The sequence below is a fragment of the Pedobacter aquae genome (assembly GCF_008195825.1).
Lineage (GTDB): Bacteria > Bacteroidota > Bacteroidia > Sphingobacteriales > Sphingobacteriaceae > Pseudopedobacter > Pseudopedobacter aquae.
Genome location: NZ_CP043329.1, coordinates 249450 through 270743 on the forward strand (window position 1 = coordinate 249450; position 21294 = coordinate 270743).

General features: G+C 34.5%; 11 protein-coding genes and 1 tRNA gene. 9 read left to right on the top strand and 3 right to left on the bottom strand.

Translation table 11 applies throughout. The features are described 5' to 3' along the window. Nucleotides 1-9: 9 nt before the first annotated feature. From FYC62_RS01150 to FYC62_RS01170, 5 genes are read left to right on the top strand one after another with little or no spacing between them, the layout of a single operon-like run. On the top strand, nt 10-1896 hold the full coding sequence (locus FYC62_RS01150; RefSeq protein ID WP_149073625.1) for a RagB/SusD family nutrient uptake outer membrane protein: 1887 nt from the start codon (nt 10-12) through the stop codon (nt 1894-1896). Between the two features lie 34 nt (nt 1897-1930). After that, nucleotides 1931-4987 (top strand): SusC/RagA family TonB-linked outer membrane protein, encoded by a 3057-nt coding sequence (locus FYC62_RS01155; protein WP_205943752.1) that lies wholly within the window; start codon nt 1931-1933, stop codon nt 4985-4987. A gap of 23 nt (nt 4988-5010) precedes the next feature. Continuing rightward, nucleotides 5011-6771, top strand: a complete 1761-nt coding sequence (locus tag FYC62_RS01160) for a RagB/SusD family nutrient uptake outer membrane protein (RefSeq protein ID WP_149073626.1) — start codon at nt 5011-5013, stop codon at nt 6769-6771. Nucleotides 6772-6812: 41 nt separating this feature from the next. After that, nucleotides 6813-7784, top strand: coding sequence for a DUF5627 domain-containing protein (locus FYC62_RS01165; protein WP_149073627.1), 972 nt, complete (start codon nt 6813-6815; stop codon nt 7782-7784). Between the two features lie 30 nt (nt 7785-7814). Further along, complete coding sequence (locus tag FYC62_RS01170) at nt 7815-9959, top strand: endo-1,4-beta-xylanase (protein WP_149073628.1); 2145 nt, start codon at nt 7815-7817, stop codon at nt 9957-9959. Nucleotides 9960-10116: 157 nt separating this feature from the next. On the opposite strand, the gene FYC62_RS01175 is transcribed toward FYC62_RS01170, so the two are convergent. Then, complete coding sequence (locus FYC62_RS01175) at nt 10117-11652, bottom strand: IS1182 family transposase (RefSeq protein WP_149073629.1); 1536 nt, start codon at nt 11650-11652, stop codon at nt 10117-10119. 414 nt (nt 11653-12066) lie between these two features. Between FYC62_RS01175 and FYC62_RS01180 the strand changes: the two genes are divergently transcribed. Further along, nucleotides 12067-12978 carry an IS982 family transposase gene (locus FYC62_RS01180; RefSeq protein ID WP_149073630.1) on the top strand — a complete coding sequence of 304 codons (912 nt, stop codon included), beginning with the start codon at nt 12067-12069 and terminating at the stop codon, nt 12976-12978. Between the two features lie 385 nt (nt 12979-13363). Here the strand turns inward: FYC62_RS01180 and FYC62_RS01185 are convergent. After that, a tRNA-Met gene (locus FYC62_RS01185) sits at nt 13364-13437 on the bottom strand. Between the two features lie 192 nt (nt 13438-13629). Between FYC62_RS01185 and FYC62_RS01190 the strand changes: the two genes are divergently transcribed. The 3 genes from FYC62_RS01190 to FYC62_RS01200 all read left to right on the top strand — a co-directional run bounded on the left by FYC62_RS01190 (nt 13630) and on the right by FYC62_RS01200 (nt 16815). Next, nucleotides 13630-14013: an START-like domain-containing protein gene (locus tag FYC62_RS01190; protein ID WP_039449710.1), complete on the top strand. Its 384-nt coding sequence runs from the start codon at nt 13630-13632 to the stop codon at nt 14011-14013. 19 nt (nt 14014-14032) lie between these two features. After that, nucleotides 14033-15475 (top strand): LptF/LptG family permease, encoded by a 1443-nt coding sequence (locus tag FYC62_RS01195; protein WP_039449707.1) that lies wholly within the window; start codon nt 14033-14035, stop codon nt 15473-15475. 134 nt (nt 15476-15609) lie between these two features. Beyond that, nucleotides 15610-16815: a bifunctional 3,4-dihydroxy-2-butanone-4-phosphate synthase/GTP cyclohydrolase II gene (locus tag FYC62_RS01200; protein WP_039449703.1), complete on the top strand. Its 1206-nt coding sequence runs from the start codon at nt 15610-15612 to the stop codon at nt 16813-16815. A gap of 28 nt (nt 16816-16843) precedes the next feature. Here FYC62_RS01200 and FYC62_RS01205 read toward each other — a convergent pair whose 3' ends face one another. After that, nucleotides 16844-21262, bottom strand: coding sequence for a translocation/assembly module TamB domain-containing protein (locus FYC62_RS01205; RefSeq protein ID WP_149073631.1), 4419 nt, complete (start codon nt 21260-21262; stop codon nt 16844-16846). Nucleotides 21263-21294: the final 32 nt, after the last annotated feature.

Sequence of the window (21294 nt, forward strand, 5' to 3'; positions counted from 1 at the left end):
TAATTTTTTATGAAAATATTTAAAAAAACCGCAACAATTTTAGCACTAGGTGTTATAATGCTTGTAGTCGTTTCTTGTAAAGAATATTTAGACAGAGAACCTGAATCAATAGTTTCAGAAGAAATCGCATTCAAAGATTTTACAAATTTCCAAGGGTATACAGAGGAATTATACAATTGTATTCCTGATTTCACCAACCGTTACTGGACCAATAGCTGGAACTGGGGCGAAGATGAAATTCAAACAACAGCTAACACTTTTCACTTTGTAGTGAAAGTTGACAATGGTGATTTTTGGGGCTGGCAAAGAGAGTTTGACGGATGGGGTGCAGGATTTATGGATAATAACGGCGCTAATACAAATGATGATAGATTTACCAAAGGATTATATCCTTTAGCATGGTATGGTATCAGAAAAGTAAATGTTGGTTTAGCTAATATAGATTTATTAAAGAATGCTACAGATGAAGAGCGTAATCTAATCAAAGGTCAATTACTATTCTTTAGAGGATGGTTTCATTTTATGTTAATCCAATATTTTGGTGGTCTACCTTACATTGATACCGTTATACCAGCTGATCAAGTATTTAACGCACCAAGATTAAAATATCAAGAAGCTGCAGATAAAGTTGCCAAAGATTTAAGAGAAGCAGCTGATTTATTACCAATAAATTGGGATAACACAACTGTAGGTAGAAGAACATTAGGGAAAAATGAATTAAGAATAAATAAAATAATGGCCTTAGGCTATTTAGGTAAAAATTATTTATGGGCAGCAAGTCCTTTGATGAATTTTGAATCTAAAGGTGTTAAAGCTTATGATGTAGAGTATAGCAAAAAAGCTGCAGCAGCATTTGCTGAATTGTTAAACTTAACTGAAAGCGGTCAAGCTCCTCACAAATTAATTCCTTTTGAGAGATATTACACTAATTTTTACACATTTGGTCAACAATGGTTAATTCCTGGTGGAACTGAAGCAATCTTTAGAGGTCCATATTGGGGAGCACATAGCTCAACTTATGGTACTGCAAAGCAATATACACCATCAATTATAGAAGGTGATAATATTGTTTTCTCTCCAACTGCTAATTATGTTGCTTATTACGGAATGGCTAATGGTTTGCCAATTCCAAATACATCACAAGCTGATCCTGTATCAGGTTACGATCCACAATATCCATGGAGAAACCGTGATCCGCGTTTCTATAACGATATTGTTTTTGACGGACAAAAAATTGTTCAAGGTACAATGCCTGCAAATTTAGAGTCTAACAGGTATACAAACTTATTTACAGGCGGTAGTTTTCGAGATGAAAGATCTGGAAGTAGAACAGGGTATTTATTATACAAATTCACTCCAAGAACTTCTAACAGATTTGATCAAGGTTATGCATATGGTCAAAATTTAAATATCAAGTTACCTTATATGCGTTTAGCTGATATTTATTTAATGTATGCTGAAGCAATCACTGCAGGATATAATTCTGCTAATGCTAAAGATCCTTCGTTTAGTAAATCAGCTGTTGATGCGATTAACGTAATAAGAGATAGAGCAGGAGTTGGACATGTTGCGGCACAGTTTATAGGTGATCCAGTTGAGTTTATGAAAGAAGTAAGACGTGAAAGAGCTGTCGAATTATCTTTTGAAGGCCACAGATTTAATGATTTAAGAAGATGGTTATTGTTAATTGAGCAGCCTTATACTTTAAAAACTGCTGCAGAATTTGATAGAGCCGCTCCCCTAAACACAGCTTTAGATCCGAAATTGAATAGAGTAGTAAACTACAGAGAGCGTGTTATTTTACAACGTCAGTTTACTCAAAAGCACTATTGGCTACCATTAAAAAGAGCCGATGTAAATATTTATCCACAGTTTTCACAAAATCCGGGTTGGTAATACTCATTTTATTCAAACTAGATAACATAAACAAATGATGAGATATTCAAGAATTGCACTTTTTGTGTGCGTCTTACTAACCTTGATTACTGGTATCGCTATTGCTCAAGATAGCGCTAACATCACCATTAAGGCAGTTATAAAAGACAATAATGGACTACCAATAATTGGAGCTAATATTATTGATAAGGTAAACAAGATAAGAACGGCCTCAGATAAAACGGGTTCGTTCATTATAGAAACAAAGCCTGAATCTATTTTAACGATTAACGCTTTTGGCTATGGTATTAAGACAGTAACTGCTTCAAAGGGAGTTAACGAAATTATTTTAATACCTGAAAGTAAATTAACGCCTATAGCATTTAACACAGTAGCTCCAGAGGATGTCCCTCCAGGCGTTTCAAATGTTGATTTTGCTAAAATGTTCGAAAATAACTATGGCACTTTCGGTTTCGAGAATTTAGAAGCATTTGCAGAAGGCTTTAATGGAAATGGTATCTGGGGTATGAGTCAATCTTTAGTATTGATTGACGGTGTACCTCGAGATATTACCGATATTATGCCTACTGAAATTGACCAAGTTACTTTTCTGAAGAGCGCAGCAGCAGTTGCACTTTACGGAAGTAGAGGGGCCAACGGTGTAATTTTGGTGACTACTAAAACTGGTTCAGAAAATGGACAAAGTATTAGTATTCGCTCTAACGCTGGTTTGCATGTCCCAAAAAGCTATCCTGGTTATTTAGGTTCTTCTGAGTACAGGGCACTTTATAACGAGGCAAGAGTTAATGATGGTTTAACTAGATTATATACAGATGAGGATATTTACAATCACTCTGGAATTGATCCTATTCGTTATCCAAGCGTTGACTTCTATTCTTCAGAATACCTTAAAAGTAGTTATGCTAGATATGATGTAACTGCAGAGATTTCAGGCGGAAACGAAAAGGCAAGATATTATACTAATATGGGTTTTAATTCTACAGGCTCATTATTAGATTTTGGCGAAGCTGCCAAAAATAATACAGCTGATCGTTTCAATATTCGTGGTAATGTTAACATGAAGTTAAACAATATTCTTAAGGCCAGAATAAATGCTAGTGCAGTTTTTTATACTTCAAAGGGTGTTAATACTGATTATTGGGGTGGTGCAGCAAGTATTCGTCCAGATAGATTTACACCTTTAATTCCGATATCTAGGATAGATCCTACTGACGAAACCTCGTTGAATTTAGTTAATAGTAGCCAAAATATTATTGATGGTAAATTTATTTTAGGAGGAAGAACACTAGATCAAACAAATCCGATTGCTGCCGTTTACGCTGGTGGGACAAATAACTTTAATGCTCGTCAATTTCAATTTACAACTGGAATAGGCGCAGATTTAAAAGGAATTACTAAAGGTTTAACTTTCGATTCTAACTTAGGTATTGATTATTCTAGTAGTTACAATCAAGGCTACAGAAACGGTTATTCAACTTTTGAACCTACTTGGACTTCATTTTCAGGTACTTCAACAATTGCGAGCTTAAATCGTCTTGGATTAGATACCAAAACAGGTAACGAAGTAATCGCTGATAGTTATTACAGACAAACACTTTCTTTGTCAGGGCAACTTAACTACAACAGAACTTTTAGCGAAAAACATAACGTAACCGGTATATTAATGGGTGGAGGTTTCACTCAATCAGTTTCTCAAGTTTATCAAAAAGTTACTAATGCAAATACCGGTCTTTCATTAGGTTATAATTACAATCGTAAATATTTCATAGAGCTTACCGGTTCTAGAGTAAATTCTCCAAGGTTATTTGGTAAAAATCAAAATGAATTATCTACAGCAGGTTCATTGGGATGGGAAATCAGTGAGGAATCTTTTCTTAAAGATGTATCATTCCTAGATAATTTAAGAATTACCGCCTCTGCTGGTATTTTATACACAGATTTAAACATTAACGACTACTTTTTATATGAAGCCATTTATACACAAAGTGACGGTACCTGGCACTCTTGGAATGACGGTGTATTGGTTAGAACCACAGACTCAAGACGTGGTGAAAATCTTGATTTAAAAATGGCAAGAAGAGAAGAAATAACTCTTGGCCTTCAAGGTTCTATTTTTAATAATACATTAAGTTTCAGTGGTAATTTCTTTAGAAGCACCATGACAGGTATTCCTATTCAAGCAAATGTATTATTTCCAAATTATTTCACTACAGGTTTTCCAAATTCATCATTCATTCCTTTTGTTAATTACAACAACGATTTAAGAACAGGTTTTGATTTAAGCTTAAGATTTAATAAACGCATTGGTCAGGTAAACTGGTCAGCTGGTAGTTTTACAACTTTCCAAAGCAGTAAAGCAACAAAAAGAGCTGAAATTGTAGCAAATAATAATTTATTAAGACAAGGAAGACCACTTGACGGAATATGGGGTTTAAGAAGTAATGGTTTCTATAATACCTCTGAGGAAGCTGCGGCTGCAAATGCTGGCAATGGCGCTCCAAAACCTGCTTTTGGTGATGTAAAACCAGGTGATATTAAATATATCGACTTAAATAACGATGGATTAATTAATAACCAAGATGAGGTCTACTTAGGGCGTGGAGGTTTTTCTGGCGCTCCTTTAACAACAGGTCTAAACCTATCTGCAAACTGGAAAAACTTTACAGTTTTTGTACTTGCTACAGCAAGATTTGGAGCAAATGGTATGAAAGGTTTTGGTAACGCGGCTCAAAGTAACTATTTCTGGGTAAATGGTGAAGAGAAGTATTCTGTTGAAGTTAGAAACCGTTGGACTCCTGAAACCGCTAGTACCGCAACATTCCCAAGATTAACCACTTTAAATGGAGACAACAACAACAGGGCTTCAGATTTTTGGATGTACAGTACTGATAGATTCGATCTTTCTAAAGTTCAAATTACTTACAGACTTACTAATAACGTAATGAAAAGTAAAGTTTTCAATGGTTTAGATTTTTATTTGACTGGATTTAACCTTTTAACAGTATCACAAGAGAGAGAATTGTTAGAGTTAAATTTAGGTGGTACACCGCAAACAAGATTGTATAATTTAGGTGTTAAAGCCTCATTTTAATTAAAATATTAATAGTTATAACCATGAATAGAATAATATTATTTATAGGATTTTTATTAACCTTCTCGAGCTGTGAAAAATTTACAGAGCCAGAGCCTCAAAATAATGGCAGTTTCGAGAATATTTATACTGAGCCAATTCTTGCGCAAGGTTTCCTAATGAATGGATATACAAGACTGCCTTCTAACTTTTGGAACTTTACTGATGTTGCAACCGATGATGCAGTTTCTAACGATGTAGGAAACGGGTTTCGTAGAATAGCAACTGGCCAGTGGGCATCAAATTTTAATCCATTAGATCAATGGCAGAACACAAGAGCAGGTATTCAATATCTTAACTTGTTTTTAGCAGAGGTAGATAAAGTTACTTTCGATACCAAGGATCCTATTTTAAATAGAATGTTTGCTGATAGAATGAAAGGTGAAGCTTATGGTGTAAGAGCATACTTTATGTTTAGCCTTTTACAAGCACATGCAGGCTGGGTAGATGGACAACTTTATGGTTTTCCAATTTTAACCACTCCTGAAACGCCATCATCTAATTTTAACATACCAAGATCAACTTTTGAGGAATGTATGAAGCAAATTTATGCTGATTTGGATAAAGCTGAAGAGTTGTTACCATTAGATTATGAAGATATCAGTAGTCCATCTGCAATACCTACAAAATACGCTGGTACTAATACCGAAACTTATAATAGAGTTTTTGGTAAACTTTTTAAACTATTAATGACTGGTAGAATTGCTAAAGCTATTAGAGCTAAAGCAGCTCTTGTTGCAGCTAGCCCTGCGTTCGCAGCTGGAAACACTACAACTTGGGCTGATGCAGCAACTTATACTGCGGAGGTGCTGAATAGAAACGGAGGTTTATCTGGTATCGCACCAAATGGTGTTACTTGGTACGATAATAGGGCTGAGATTGATGCACTTGGTTCAGGCGCAAATCCTAGAGAAATCCTTTGGAGAAATAACATAAGCTCTAATAGTGATTTAGAGTTGGCACATTATCCACCATCATTAAATGGACAAGGCCGACTTAATCCCACACAAAATTTAGTAGATGCTTTTCCTGCTATAAATGGTTATCCTATTTCTTCACCTTTAAGTGGTTTCAACGCCGCTTCTCAGTATGCAAATAGAGATCCTCGTTTAGCAAGATTTATTTTATTTAATGGTGGTACAGCAGGTCCTTCATCATCTGTTATTAATACAGCTGCTGATGGTACAACACTTGATGCATTAAACAGAGATGCTACTTCAACTCGTACTGGTTATTACATGAAAAAACTATTGAGACAAGATGTAAGCAGAAATCCACTTTCTATTAATAACCAAAAGCATTACAAACCACACATAAGATATACTGAAATGTATTTGGCTTACGCTGAAGCAGCAAATGAAGCTTATGGACCATTAGGTATGTCGCCAAATGCAACTTACTCTGCTTATGATGTTATAAAAGCAATCAGACAAAGAGCAGGCGTTGGTTTATCTAATAATGACGCTTACTTAGAGTCTATTAAAGGAGATAAAGAGTTAATGAGAGCTTTAATAAGAAATGAAAGGCGTCTAGAATTATGTTTTGAAGGTTTCCGTTTTTGGGATTTAAGACGTTGGAATGCTCCTTTAACAGAAACAGCTAAAGGCGTAAGTATTACTAATAATATTCATACAATTATAGATGTTGAAATTAGAAATTATCAAGATTTTATGAGATTTGGACCAATTCCTTTTGATGAAACTTTAAAGTTTAGTACTTTAAAACAAAACGCAGGATGGCAATAATTTATCTTTCTTGAATTACAATAAAGTCAAAAACGCAAAACATGAAAAAAATTTTAAATATATCCATCTTTTTACTTGCTGTTCTTACATCATGTAAGAATGGAGAATGGGCTTTTCCTGATTATAAAGTTCAATCTGTTTACTTTGCTTATCAAACTCCAATTAGAACAATCACTTTGGGCGAGGATATTTTTGATACTACGTTAGATAACGAGTTTAAGTGTCAAATTATGGCTACAACAGGTGGCGTTTATAATAATGATGATAATATTAATATTGACATTACTGTGGATAATAGCTTAGCTCAAGGTTTGTCTTTTGGATCACCGATAGGAGGCTTAATTAGAGCAATGCCAGCTAACTATTATAGTCTTTCGGCTAGTAATATTGTGATACCAAGAGGTAGTTTAATAGGAGGGGTTACAGTTCAACTTACAGATGCTTTTTTTGCAGATCCTTTATCAGCAAGAACAACATATGTAATCCCTGTAAGAATGACCGGTGTACAAAAAGCCGATTCTATACTATCATCTAAAAATTATACGCTTTATGCAATTAAGTATATCAATCCATGGACTGGTGTTTACTTAAGAAGAGGTAAAGATGTAATGGTAGGTAAAAATGGTAATACCGCTCTAACGCAGACAATCGTTAGACGTCAACAATTTGTTGAAAAAGATCAAATTAATTCAATAAATACAAGAGGATTGAAGCAAGCCGAGTTCCCTGTAACTTATAGAGGCGTTGGTGGAGCTAATGTAACCTTGAATTTACTATTAACTTTTGATGATAATGGAAACTTTACAGTTTCTCCAGGTGCAACAGGATTCACAGCCACAGGATCAGGTAAGTTTGTTAAAAGAGGTGAAAAGAAAAGCTGGGGAGATAAAGATCGCGATGCATTGTATTTAAATTACAGCATTGATGCTACCGACTTTAGTGTTTCTACTACCGATACCTTAGTTTTAAGAGATAGGGGTGTTGCTTTCCAAACTTTTACAACAGTTAATTAACCAATTATAAATATTAATCATTAAAATGATATGAAACAATATTATAAAATAGCAATACTTGGTTTTTTAGCCACAGTTGCTCTTGGCTCTTGTGCTAAGTACGAGACTTTAGATTATAAGGTTGATAAACCACTATCCATTGCAAATCAGGAAGAGATAGATTCCTATAAATCTTTAAAGAGTTACATTGATAGTGTAAAATATCCAAATTTTAAATTCGGGGCTGCCATAAATCTTAGTGAGTATGTGAGTAAAGGAGTAATGTATAGATTAATCAATTCCAATTTTAATGATATTACGGCTGGTTACGAAATGAAACACAGTTCTATAGTTAGAAATGATGGAACTTTAAATTTAACCAATTTAGAAAACTTGTACAAAGTTGCTTCAGCAGCAAAAGTTTCTGTTTTTGGTCACACATTAGCATGGCACTCTGGACAAAACGCAACTTATTTAAATAGGTTAATTGCTCCACGTATAATTCCAGGGGCATCTGTTCCAACTTGGGACTTAGTCACAGGGGCTAATTTTGAAACCGATGCGGCTACCAATTATTCTTTAAATGCTAATGCTGTTCCTTCTTTTACAGCTGCAGGCGCTGGCGCAGGTGGTACAGGTAGAGCATTACAAGTTACAAATGCTAGTGTTAGAACCAATGATTACGATGCTCAATTTTTTATAAGATTTTCTCCTGCAGTTCAAGTAGGCGAAAAGTATGAATTAAAAATGGATGTGCGTTCTGATGTTAATGCTTCTTATAGCACTCAAGCACATGTAACTCCAGGGGCTTATAAGCATTGGGATTTCTTTGGTACTATTTCATCAACCCCAACTTGGACCAACTACACTAGACAAATAACTGTTACAGCCGATATGGCTACAAGTGGTGCTATTGCATTTAACTTAGGTAAAACAGCTACTAGTTTTTATTTTGATAATATTACCTTAAAAAAGTATAACGAAAAAGGAAGTGGTAATGCTGGTTATGCATATTTTGCTACTAATCCTGCTGCTATAAACTTTTGGGAGGCTCAATTTGTACATGATATTCCAACATTACAAAATGGTCAGGAGTATACTTTAAAATTTGCTGCTAAGGGAAGTATTGCAGGTAACATTAGAGCAGAGTTACAATCAACTTCAAATTATTCGTCTAATGCATTTGGTACAATTGCTTTAACAGCTGGCTGGAAAGAGTATACCATGAAAGTTACAACTACAGCAGCAACAAGAAACAGACTTGTATTTAGTCATGGTGACTATGCCGGTACAGTTACCATAGATAATGTTAAATTAATGCTTGGAGATGGTCCTGCAAATTTAATTCCTACCTCCGACTTTGAAACTGGTACAGGTGCTTGGGGAGGATGGGGACCTAATACTTCTCGCGGAAGAACAGCCGATGGTGGTGGTTTTGGAGGAGCATTAGATCAAATTATTGAAAAAACCTCTGCAGAGAAGAAATTAATCATCACTAATGCAATGAAAGATTTTATCTCTAAATATGTGGAATTTTCAAAAGATTATGTTAAAGCTTGGGACGTAGTTAACGAGCCAATGGATGACGGAAGACCTTATGAATTAAAAACTGGAATTGGTAGATCTAGTATTGCTGCTGATGAGTTTTTCTGGCAAGATTACATGGGTAAAGATTATGCTGTAGAAGCTTTTAAATTAGCTAGATTATACGGTAATCCTACAGATATTCATTTTATAAATGATTATAACCTAGAATACAGTATGGATAAGTGTAAAGGTTTAATAGAATATGTGAAATATATCGAAAGTAAAGGTGCTAAAGTTGATGGTATCGGAACTCAAATGCATATCTCTACAACATCAGATAAGGCTAAAATAGAAGAAATGTTTAGATTATTGGCTGCAACAGGTAAGTTGATTAAGGTTTCTGAGTTAGATATGGGTATCAATAATAAAAAAACTACAGCTATAACAGAAGAGGATTTAAAAGTTCAGCAAGAGATGTATAAGTTTGTAGTAGAAAAATATTTTGAGATTATCCCTGCTGCACAACGTTATGGTATCACCATTTGGAGTCCATTAGACAGCCCTGTAAATTCATTCTGGAGAGCGGGTGAACCAATCGGCTTATGGACAGAAGGAATGATAAGAAAGCCATCATATATGGGAGTAGCTGAGGGATTAAAAAATAAATAATTGGATTTTTATTGGAAGAGGCTGTCTCAGAAATAAACTGAGGCAGCTTTTTTTATTAGCTATCTAATTTGCCGATATTTTTATTGAGGAGTATGACTTAGATATGTAATGGCTCAATAGAGAAGCTAAAGCCTTAAAAGGGGAGAAAACAGCTTTTCTAAGCTGCTTTTTTTCTTAAGTTATGAGCAATAGCGATTAATCCCCATTCTATTTCCACTTTTTTCTTACCTCTGAGCATAAATCTCTTAAAGCCATGGTTATGCTTGATATTTCCAAAGACAGGTTCAACATCATAACACCTTTTTTTACGATGCATTACTCCTTGTTCTGAATTCAGGAGCTGATAGGCCTGCTCTTTAAGTCTGTTGAGGCTTGCATTGATTTCTATAATCCTGTTTTCCTTAGATTTATGGCATACTCCATTTAATGGACAATGACTGCAATTCTTTGCTTGATACCTTCTATAGGTTTGCTTAAAGCCGGTGGTGGTTTGTTTTCTACTATCTCCTACATAAGTCATTGCTTGACCCATCGGACAGATATACTGGTCATTTACCTCATCATAATATAGTTTATCACTAGCAAAGAGCTGTTTGTCTTGATATCGCTGACTTTGCTCTTTATCAAACTTCCCATATTTTACAAAAGCAGCAACATTCAGTTCTTCCAGTAAAGCGTAATTCTCTTCTGAACCATAACCAGCATCGGCAGTGAGTGATTGAGGTGCAGTACCAAAGCTTTGCTGGTGCTGGGCAAGATGTAAAGCTAAAGTAGTGGTATCTGTAGGATTAGGGTGAATGGTATAATTAACGATGTATTGGTTGGATGTTGAGATTTGAGTATTATAACCTGGCTTGAGCTGCCCGTTTTTCATGTGGTCTTCTTTCATACGCATAAAAGTGGCATCTTCATCGGTCTTACTATAACTGTTGCGTTCTCCTAAAATAGCTTCCTGCTGCTCATACTTATCCATGTTCTTAAGAAAGTTCTTATTGATGTAGTTCAGCTTTGCCTTTACTTTTTTGTCGATGTTTTTCTTATCTGCTAAAGCTTCATTCAGCTGCGCAATAGCCTCTTCTACTTTTTCTTTATTGATAGTGGTCAAATCTGGAGGCTCCGGTAAATCATCTTCTGTGTCACTGATGTTTTGGGCATACTGCCAGATTTGATTAATTTGAGCTTTCATTTTCTCCTTATTGGTTTGGATGGCCTTCTTCCACACAAAGGTGTATTTATTGGCATTGGCTTCTATCTTGGTACCATCAGTATAAACCTCTTCAATACTCAACAAACCCTCTTGTGCCAATAAAGTAACCACTTGTTCAAATACTTTTCTTAATGCATCTTTTAGCCTTTCGCCCCTAAAGCGGTTAATGGTATGATGATCGGGGCGGTTCATGGCACTCAGCCACATAAAATGGATATTCTCTTTACAGGCTGCTTCTAGTTTACGGGAAGAGTAGATATTGCTTACATAACCATAAACCAATACCTTAAGCAACATCAAAGGATGATAGGACGATGTGCCTTTGGTCTGATAAGCTGATAATAAAGGTTCTACATTGATGCGATTGATAACCTCATTGACTACTCTAACTGTATGACTTTCAGGTATAAGCTCCTCTAAGGAGGGAGGAAGCATCATGATTTGATGCTGATTATAGGGCTTGAAAACAGGTGCTTTATTTGGCATTACATCTTATTGATTTACACTTAAATATAAGTAAATCAAGTATTTATACCAAAAAAAATATGAAATTTTATCTACTAAAATAACTCATTATTATCAAACAAAAAGAGACTGCCTTTTTGAGACAGCCTCTTTTTTTTGCTAATTTTTTTTCACCATCATTTTATCTCTCTTTAAACCTTATTAGAGAATTAAACTTGTGTTCATGCATTTTAAAAGTATTTTAATAGGTATCTTCCTACTAACATTCATCGATTTTGTAAACAGTCAGGAAAATAACAAAATATTATTATTAACGTGAGTTCGGGATAACAGAGGTTAGATTAATTTGGATTATTTTAAAATACAATCATCTGATTATCAAATAAGTAAGCATATTTTGTTATATTTAAGTGACAAATTTAAGAACAACAATTTATGCTTACTTCTGATAAAATTATTGAAATTTTTGTAAAAGTTGATGATTTCTGCAAAGAATTTGAAGCTGAAATAGTTAAACATCAATTAGATGCAGGTCATTATAAGGTTAGAAACAGAAAAGCATCACTTGCTGATAGTGAAATCATGACCATATTGATTACCTTTCATAGTGGTTATTACACTAATCTGAAACACTTTTATCTAGGATTTATTTGCCAGCATTATAAAGATCATTTCCCTGGTCTTGTTTCCTATAACCGATTTGTAGAACTACAACAACGTGTAGCAGTACCTATGATGCTGTTCTTAAAAACCCACTGTTTAGGACGTTCCGCAGGAATAAATTTTATTGATTCTACACATATTAAAGTTTGTCATAATCGGCGAATCCACAACCACAAGGTATTTGCTGCTGTAGCAGAGCGGGGGCAATGTTCTATTGGTTGGTTTTATGGATTCAAACTACATCTGATTATTAACGACAAAGGCGAAATACTGTCTTTCTACCTTACCAAGGGCAATGTAGACGACCGTAACATTAAACTGATGACTTCTATGACTCAAGATATTTTCGGTAAATTATTTGGTGATAAGGGATACATATCTAAAGCTTTGGCTGATTTGCTTTGGGGAAATGGTATCCAAATGATTACTAAACCTCGTAAAAACATGAAAGAATTTAACATCTCACAAGCTGATAAGATTATGCTTCGCAAAAGAGCTATTATCGAATGTGTTAATGATGAACTAAAAAATATCTGCAAGCTCCAGCATACTCGTCATCGTTCTATCAATAACTTCTTGATGAATACTATGGGGGTGCTTTGTGCTTATCATTTCTTCCCTAAAAAACCTTCTCTTAATATTATTTTTGAAGATCACGATAAACAACTCCTTTTAGCTGCTTAAACCGAACTCACGTTAAATATATACGTTACGCTTGGGCGGATAACCCGGTGAACCCAAATTTATACAATAAGGAAAAACTTCCTGCTTCTCCTTTTAGAACAGATGAATGGTAATTAACTATTGTTTTACATAATAAAAAATAAATTTCTTCTGTTATAGATCTTTAATTTTTTATAAAAAAATGAATAATCTTATTGATTATTTTTTTGTGATGAAAAAAATACTTTTTTGATGTTGTGAGTCTTTTTCTGCTAAACCAGTAATTCTTACAACCTATTTTATTTGTATTAATAAGCGGTGTAGGTGTTTTAGTGGTAATTAACAAAATACCTCACGCAGAAACAAAAAAGACTTTACAATTTCTCGTAAAGTCTTGATTCTAGTGTAGCGGGGAGCAGGATCGAACTGCCGACCTCAGGGTTATGAATCCTGCGCTCTAACCATCTGAGCTACCCCGCCAAGGGTTATACATTTTTATCAGGTTATGAATCCTGCGCTCTTCCCAATAGCTATCGGGGCATCTAAGCTAACCTTTCAATTAATGGTCTTTTTTAAAAGGTTTGCAAATATAAAGTAAAATACCTTTCTTTAGAAAAGTTTGTGAAAAAAACTTTGATATATTTTTACCCTAGCAATTTATAAATCTTATACATGGCTGATAAAGTTAAGTTTACATTAGAATACGAGATTAAATGCTCACCAAAAATTTTATATAGTTTCATAAGTGAACCTAATGGCTTATCGCAATGGTTTGCTGATGATGTGTTCATTAAGGACCATGTTTATACTTTTGTTTGGGACGATGGGGAAGAGCAAAAAGCTAAAATGCTTTCATCTAAAGAATCAAAATCAGTGAAATTTGCTTGGATAGATGATGAACCCTATACTTTTTTTGAGTTAGAAATCATGAAAGATGAGTTAACCAATGATGTAGCTTTGGTTATCACAGATTTTGCACTACAAGAAAACCTAAAAGACCGTCAATTAATCTGGAATATCCAAATAGAAAACCTTTTAAGTGTAATAGGCGCCTGATTTTTGCTACTTTTGCAAAGTGAAAAAGGTACACCTACTCATCATAAAAGCTTTTATTAGGCCTTTCATCGTCACATTTTTTATTGTGATGTTTGTGCTATTGATGCTTTTTCTATTTAAATATATTGATGATTTAATAGGAAAAGGCTTCGAGTGGTATGTAATTCTCCAGCTTCTTATGTATGCTGCGGCTACCAACGTAGCTATGGCACTCCCCCTGGCTGTTTTGCTTTCTTCTATCATGACTTTTGGTAACCTTGGCGAGAATTATGAATTGGTTGCCATAAAATCTGCAGGAATTTCTTTGCAAAAAGCTATGGCCCCATTGGTTGCTATGGTGGTTGGACTTAGCATAGCCGCTTTTCTCTTTTCTGATTTTATGCTGCCTGTTGCCAATCTTAAAATGGGCTCTTTACTTTATGATGTTAGAAATCAAAAAGCAGCATTTTTAATTGAGGAAGGTATTTTTAATAATAGCATACCAGGATATTCCATCCGTGTTAAACAAAAACTTCTGACAGATAGTGGCGATGTTTTAAAAGATATTGTGATTTACGACCAATCTAAAAATAACGGAAATACCAATGTTTTAATGGCCGATGAAGGTGAGATGTATAAAACTAAAGACGAAAAATATCTTATCTTAAAATTGAAAGATGGTGTGCGTTACGAAGAGAGCAACGGAAAAGGGTATGACCCTAGAGAACGTTTAACACGCTTTAATTTTAAAGAGACCGAGCAACGTTTTGATTTATCATCATTCAACTTCAAAAGGGAAGATGAAAGTTTATTTAAGAACAACTTCCAAATGATGAATTTAAAAGAATTAGACTCGGCAGAAAAAGATACCCGAGTAAGATATGATAGCATCAGGATGGTAGGCGCAAAGTCTCTAGAATCTTATTATAAATTATATTATAGCACAGCCAAATACAAGACAGCTGTAGGTAAATCGGGTTTAAACTTTAAGAAGGATGGCGTTTTAGCAGGTTTAGATAGTACGCAATATGCCTCTGCGGTTACATCTGCTTTAGACAATGTTAGGTATGCTAAAGATGGCTTAGAAACACACATCTTCCAGTCAGAAGAGTTCATGAAAACCATCAGAAGGTATTTGGTAGAGTATAACCGTAAGTTTACGCTTTCCGTATCTTGCTTGGTACTTTTCTTTATTGGCGCTCCTTTAGGGGCTATTATTAGAAAAGGAGGCTTAGGCTTGCCTGTTGTTGTATCAGTTATTTTCTTCTTGATCTACCACGTCATCAGTACGGTGGGCGAAAAATCGGTTAAAGAAGGCTCCCTATCTCCAGTGATGGGTATGTGGATAGCCATATTTGTTCTAACGCCCTTAGGCTTATTTTTAACTTATAAAGCCACTGTAGACTCTGCATTATTTGATGCAGATTTTTATAAGAACTTTTTTAAACGATTCTTTAAGAAGAAAGAAAAAAGCACCTTGTAATTATTGCATAGCATTGACGTTACAAAGCGCTAAATATCAAAAGGCGCATTAAAAATCATTAAATTTGTCTGTATCAAAAAACTAAACTTTGTAGCCAATAATTGTTTACTTTTTAGATACATAAATTATAAAACATGCTTAATACAATAGAAGAAGCAATTGAGGATATTAAAGCGGGTAAAATCATCATAGTTGTAGATGATGAAGACCGCGAAAATGAGGGTGATTTTTTAACAGCTGCTCGTAACGCCACACCAGAAGTGATTAACTTTATGGCTAAGCATGGAAGAGGTTTAATTTGTGCTCCTATCACTACAGATAGATGTCGCGAGCTAAATCTTGAACTTATGGTGGGTAAAAACACGGCCACTTTTGAAACCAACTTCACGGTTTCTATTGATTTAATTGGCCACGGTTGTACCACCGGTATATCAGCATCAGACCGTTCTAAAACTATTATGGCGCTTATAGACCCTAAAATCAAAGCAGAAGATTTGGGTCGCCCAGGACATATTTTTCCTTTAATTTCTAAAAACGGAGGGGTAATAAGAAGAGCCGGACATACAGAGGCTGCTGTTGATTTAGCAGAGCTAGCCGGTTTTGAGCCTGCCGGAGTGATTTGCGAAATCATGAATGAAGAAGGCGAAATGGCTCGCTTACCAGAATTATTAGAAATGGCTAAAAAACTGGATATGAAGATTGTTTCTATTCAGGATTTAATTACCTATCGTTTAAGAACCGAATCGCTTATTAAGAAAGAAGTATCTGTAAAATTACCTACCGAGTGGGGAGATTTTGAAATGGTTGCTTTTACGCAGGTAAATACCGGAGAAAACCATTTAGCCCTTGTAAAAGGTAGTTGGGAAGAGGATGAGCCTATCTTAGTAAGAGTACACAGTTCTTGCATGACAGGAGATATTTTTGGCTCTTGCCGATGTGATTGTGGCCCACAATTACACAAGGCCATGGAGATGATAGAGCAAGAAGGGAAAGGTTTAATTGTTTACATGAACCAAGAGGGTAGAGGCATAGGTTTGGTAAATAAACTGAAAAGCTATAACCTGCAAGAAAACGGAATGGATACTTTTGAAGCTAACATAGCTTTGGGCTTTGGTATGGATGAGAGAGATTACGGCGTTGGCGCTCAAATTATCAGAAGCTTGGGTGTAAGAAAAATGAAATTGATGTCTAACAACCCAACAAAAAGAGCTGGTTTAATTGGCTATGGCTTAGAAGTGGTTGATAATGTAGCTATAGAAATTGAATCTAATAAGCATAATGAACTCTATTTAAAAGCTAAAAGAGATAAAATGGGGCATACCATTATGAAAGAAAGATAGTTTTAAGAGCAAGAGGAAGGTTAAGAAATTAATTTTCCTCTTCTTCTTTTGGGGTAGCTATAATAGGTTTGCTCAGCGTTTTTCTTCTATCTTCAGCATTTTCTTTGCTTTCTGCTTCTCTTTTTCCTCTGGCAAAAGTATTTCTAATAAATTCTTTAAACGTATCGTATTCTTGGGTATAAACCAAGCCAAAGCCATTTACATATAAATCTGTATTTAAATTAAACAAATCCTGATTGGTTGGTCTTTGGAAAGATTTGGCCACAAAACTTCCATCCTTATTAATATTAAAAGACATCTCCACGTCTCTGGTTAAATCATTCAAATTAGAATTTAGCAAGTTGTTGTTAAGTACGTCATTAGAGTATCTGTTGTTTACAAAGTTTCCGGTAATTCTTAATCTGTTATTGAAAAAGCTATAGCTACCACCAATTTCATTTTGCGAGCGTACGTTAATATCTAAGTTTTTGATGTTTAAAGATTGGGAGATGATATTATTGATTTTACTAAAAGCAAGTTCTAAACCAGAGCCCAATAAATCATTATTGGTAAAGCCAATGCCGCCTCCAGAATTACCGTTGAAACTATTTCTTACCACCAAGTTAATCACTTGTTGTGCTTCATTATCCTCATTATCTAAATAACCTTGTAAACGTGTTTTAATATCTGTATTATTTGGGAAAGCTAAGTTAAATGCAATATCAGGATTTAATAAAGAGCCTTTAAGCATCATCTCAGCTTCAGCTAAAACACGTAAATTTCTTTGGTCATCTGGCAGGGTGGTCCCAGCTGCTTGGTAAAGTGGTAAAAGGCTAGCCCTAGTACTATAAACAGCGTTTAAATTGATGTTTGCATCGCTAGGGTCGCCCGTCCAGCGTATGGTGCCACCTTTTCTAATATCAAAAGTTTTATTGATAACGTTATTGGCCGTAAAATCAAATTTACCTTCGTTGATGATGTAATCGCCAAACATTTCAAAATCGCCTAAACTGGTAATTCTTAGTCTCAACTGCCCATCGCCTTTTCCAGAAAGGTTTCCTACCTCGGTTAAAATATTGGTAACAGATGTTTGCCCTACTTCAAGTTCAAACTCCATCGTTAAACCATTAAAAAAGTTCTCTTTCTTTGTTTTATTTAAGGAAGTATCTTTTGCTATATAAGTAATAAAATCATTATTCCCGATGGTAGAAGCATTATTTAATGGGATGGTAAATACAGTACCTTCTTCTGTTTTAGCTTTGATATTGATATTCATAGCATCAGTTGGGCCTTTAAAAGTAAAGGTCCCTGTTCCAAAAGCAGTACCGTAATAAATTCCGTTATCCTTAGAGGTGGTGTTAAGCGACATAAAATTATTAGCTTTCACGCTAATATCTAACAAAGGATTTGATGGATTTTTTAAGTCTACAATACCATTTGCAATGGCTTTATTTTTAAAAGCATCCACAATTTCTAAATCTTCTATGCGGATAAGGCTATTTTCTATATTAACTTCATCATTAATGGTATAAGCTGTTTTTAGATAGTTTACCATAAACCCGGCATTATTTAATCTTACATCTCCATCTATTTGTGGATTGCTAAACTTACCCGTAATTTTTAAATCTGATGATATATTTCCTTTAAGTTTGGTGATTAAACTCTTCACAAAAGGCTCAAACAAGATAAGTTCTGTTTGGTCTAAGTTCATAGCTAAATCTAAATTGTTGGTTTCACTATTGAAATCAACAATACCTGTTATATCTGTAGTTTTTTTATTGTTTTTCTCTACGCTAGCTTTAATATTGATATTATTTTCTTCGTTATCATAAGCAGAAGACAAGCTTACGAAGCCTATTTCTGTTCTGTTATAACGTAAAGAATCTACGGTAATATCTGCTCCAATATTGGGGTTACCTAAAATGGCCGATAGGTTAGCCGTACCATTCATCATACCTTTTAGCTCTACCCCAAAGTTTTTGGTAACTTGGCTCAATGAAGACATTTGTAAGTTTTCTATAACAATCTCCAATAAATCATCTTCCGAGGCAGAAATAGCGCCATTCACAGCAACCAGTTGGGTGCTGTTTGAGAGTTCAAAACCTTCTATAATGGTCTTGTTTTCTTCAAATTTAATGCTGGCCTTATCTTCAACTTTCCATATCTGGTTATCGATAACAATATCAGAAGGTAAAATACTTACTTTGGCTAATGTATCACTACCAAATTCTACCAAGCCGTATAAATCTAATTGGTTAACAGCATCTTTATCAGATAACTTAACGTTAAAAGTTAGGCTATCGCTCTTTAACGTATTTTGTAATACGATGTTCTGTACAAATAATCCATTTTCAGAAAAATCCACCTTATCTAATGATAAAATAGCTTCAAAAGATTTAGAATTTGTGTTTTGGTCGATAATTAAATTGTTAAAAACCATATTGTTGTACTTAATGGTTTTTACATATCCGTTTAAATTAACCAAGTTGTTTTTAGAGTCGAATTTCCCGTTAAATACACCTCTTTCCGGAATTTTTAATTGCGGAAAGAAGATATTAGAAACATAATCGAAATTCTTTAAATCTATATTAAACTCGAAATTTTGATCTTTTGGAGGTACAATTTTAGTTTTTAAAGATGGGATATATTTTTTTACCACAGTTTTAAATGCCGATGGTAGTGTAGCCAAATCATATTGGCCTTTTATGCTGGCATCTCCAATATCAGAGGTAAGTGCCAACAACCTATCTTTTCCTATTCCTCTTGCTCTTAGAAATACAGAATCTATCACAAAAGAGCTGTCTTTTGTAGTAGCTTTAACATGGCTAAGTTCTAAATTTCCTTGTATGTTATCTAAGCTATTTCCTGTAAAATCTGTTGTGAAATCTGCATCAATTTGTATAGTGTCTTTATAAAGGTTTAATTTATGGAGATTTGCCTGTCTTATTTGAGCTTTAAATTTAAACTCTGGTAAGGTTGGATTAAGATTTGCTAAACCATTAAAATCAAGCTTTAAATTTTTATCATTAACCTTTACCTTACCGTCAAAAAGTTGCTTGTTAATGGTACCATCAACTTTAATATTGCTGTAACGATAGCCTTTAAAATCAAAATATCTTACAGATGCAGCAATCTCTTCATAAAGGTTATTCAGCTCAAAATCTCTTCCTTTTACATCAACCGTAAAGCTTGTACGGTTTAAAGTTGGCTGGTTGGTTAAATCGCCTATGTTAAAATCAAAAGCTTGTAAATTACCCGTATAAGAAGGTATACCAGCTTTATCAATTTTCATGTTGATGTCTGATTTTAATCGACCTAGTTTAGTTTTAAACTCGCCATAAGCAATAAAATCATTCTGAAAACCAGTAAACTGCCCATTGAAATTGATGTTGCCAAATTTATCAATGATAGCAGGTATAGCCTTTACTTTGTTTCCGGTAGCTTTTCCAAGAATGTAATCAATATCTTTTTTATTGCTGTAAACTTGGTCAAACCTGAGGTCTAAGAAAGTATTGTCCCAATCTGGTAAACCACGTAAATTAAAATCTCCTTTTATATAAGTTGCCTGCCCGGCCTTTATGGTTAGATCTCTGGCTTTTAGATTATTAATTCTGCCTTTGATAGTGCCGGTTACATCTAAAACTAAATCCATTTTTGCCAGTTGAGGAGCAAAATAAGCAATATCTTTAGCTACAACTTTCGCATTTTTAAAGTGCGCTTCAACGGTTACTTTATTATTGAAATCTTGGAAATCTTTAAAGCTTTTAAAACGCATGCTGTAATAATCTGTAAGCGTTGTGCTAGGCGTTTGTAAAAGCATGTTTTCTACCGTGATGCTATTGGTATCAATAGTTAAAGCACCAGTAAGATTATTTAATACAAAACCTGTTTTTTCTTTAAAACGAAGCTTATTGATTTGAGCTTTGAAAAGATGGTTTTTAGTATCTAAATCGTTAATATCAGCACTAAAATTCCATAAATGGATGTTGTTATAATCAATTCCCTCTTTGTAAACCATTTCAGAAAGGTAATTGATGTACCTAAAGTCTAAATTTTTGATTAAAATATTGTTCAGACTAAAGTTGAAAGGGCGTTTTTTCTTGGTGGTATCTACCACGCCAGAATCAAAGTAATTGATGATAAAAGTTAAGTTGGTGGTGCTATCTTTATAAGATTTCAAGAAAAACTTAGCATTGGTAAGTTCTGCATAGTCTAAATCTATTCTTCTTTCAGAAAAGGGAGCAAAATAATCTATATCAACTTCTAATTCTGGGGCCAATAATAGGGTATCGCCTTCTAAATCCTCAACCAATAAGCCTTCTAATACTAAAGATTTAAAAGGTTTTAAATATAAAGAGCCAATTTCTACACGAGTTTTTAGTTCATCTGCTAAAAAAACTGCTGCTTTTTTTGCTGCCCAAGTTTGTACAGGTTTAAATTGCAAAGAAAAAATAAGTGTTCCTATCAATAAGATGATAGTTAATAATACATAAAGCGATA

Bases quoted from the DNA above. Each gene is read 5' to 3' on its own strand.
- FYC62_RS01150 (WP_149073625.1), top strand. From the start codon at position 10: ATGAAAATATTTAAAAAAACCGCAACAATTTTAGCACTAGGTGTTATA.
- FYC62_RS01155 (WP_205943752.1), top strand. From the start codon at position 1,931: ATGATGAGATATTCAAGAATTGCACTTTTTGTGTGCGTCTTACTAACC.
- FYC62_RS01160 (WP_149073626.1), top strand. From the start codon at position 5,011: ATGAATAGAATAATATTATTTATAGGATTTTTATTAACCTTCTCGAGC.
- FYC62_RS01165 (WP_149073627.1), top strand. From the start codon at position 6,813: ATGAAAAAAATTTTAAATATATCCATCTTTTTACTTGCTGTTCTTACA.
- FYC62_RS01170 (WP_149073628.1), top strand. From the start codon at position 7,815: ATGAAACAATATTATAAAATAGCAATACTTGGTTTTTTAGCCACAGTT.
- FYC62_RS01175 (WP_149073629.1), bottom strand. From the start codon at position 11,652: ATGCCAAATAAAGCACCTGTTTTCAAGCCCTATAATCAGCATCAAATC.
- FYC62_RS01180 (WP_149073630.1), top strand. From the start codon at position 12,067: ATGCTTACTTCTGATAAAATTATTGAAATTTTTGTAAAAGTTGATGAT.
- FYC62_RS01190 (WP_039449710.1), top strand. From the start codon at position 13,630: ATGGCTGATAAAGTTAAGTTTACATTAGAATACGAGATTAAATGCTCA.
- FYC62_RS01200 (WP_039449703.1), top strand. From the start codon at position 15,610: ATGCTTAATACAATAGAAGAAGCAATTGAGGATATTAAAGCGGGTAAA.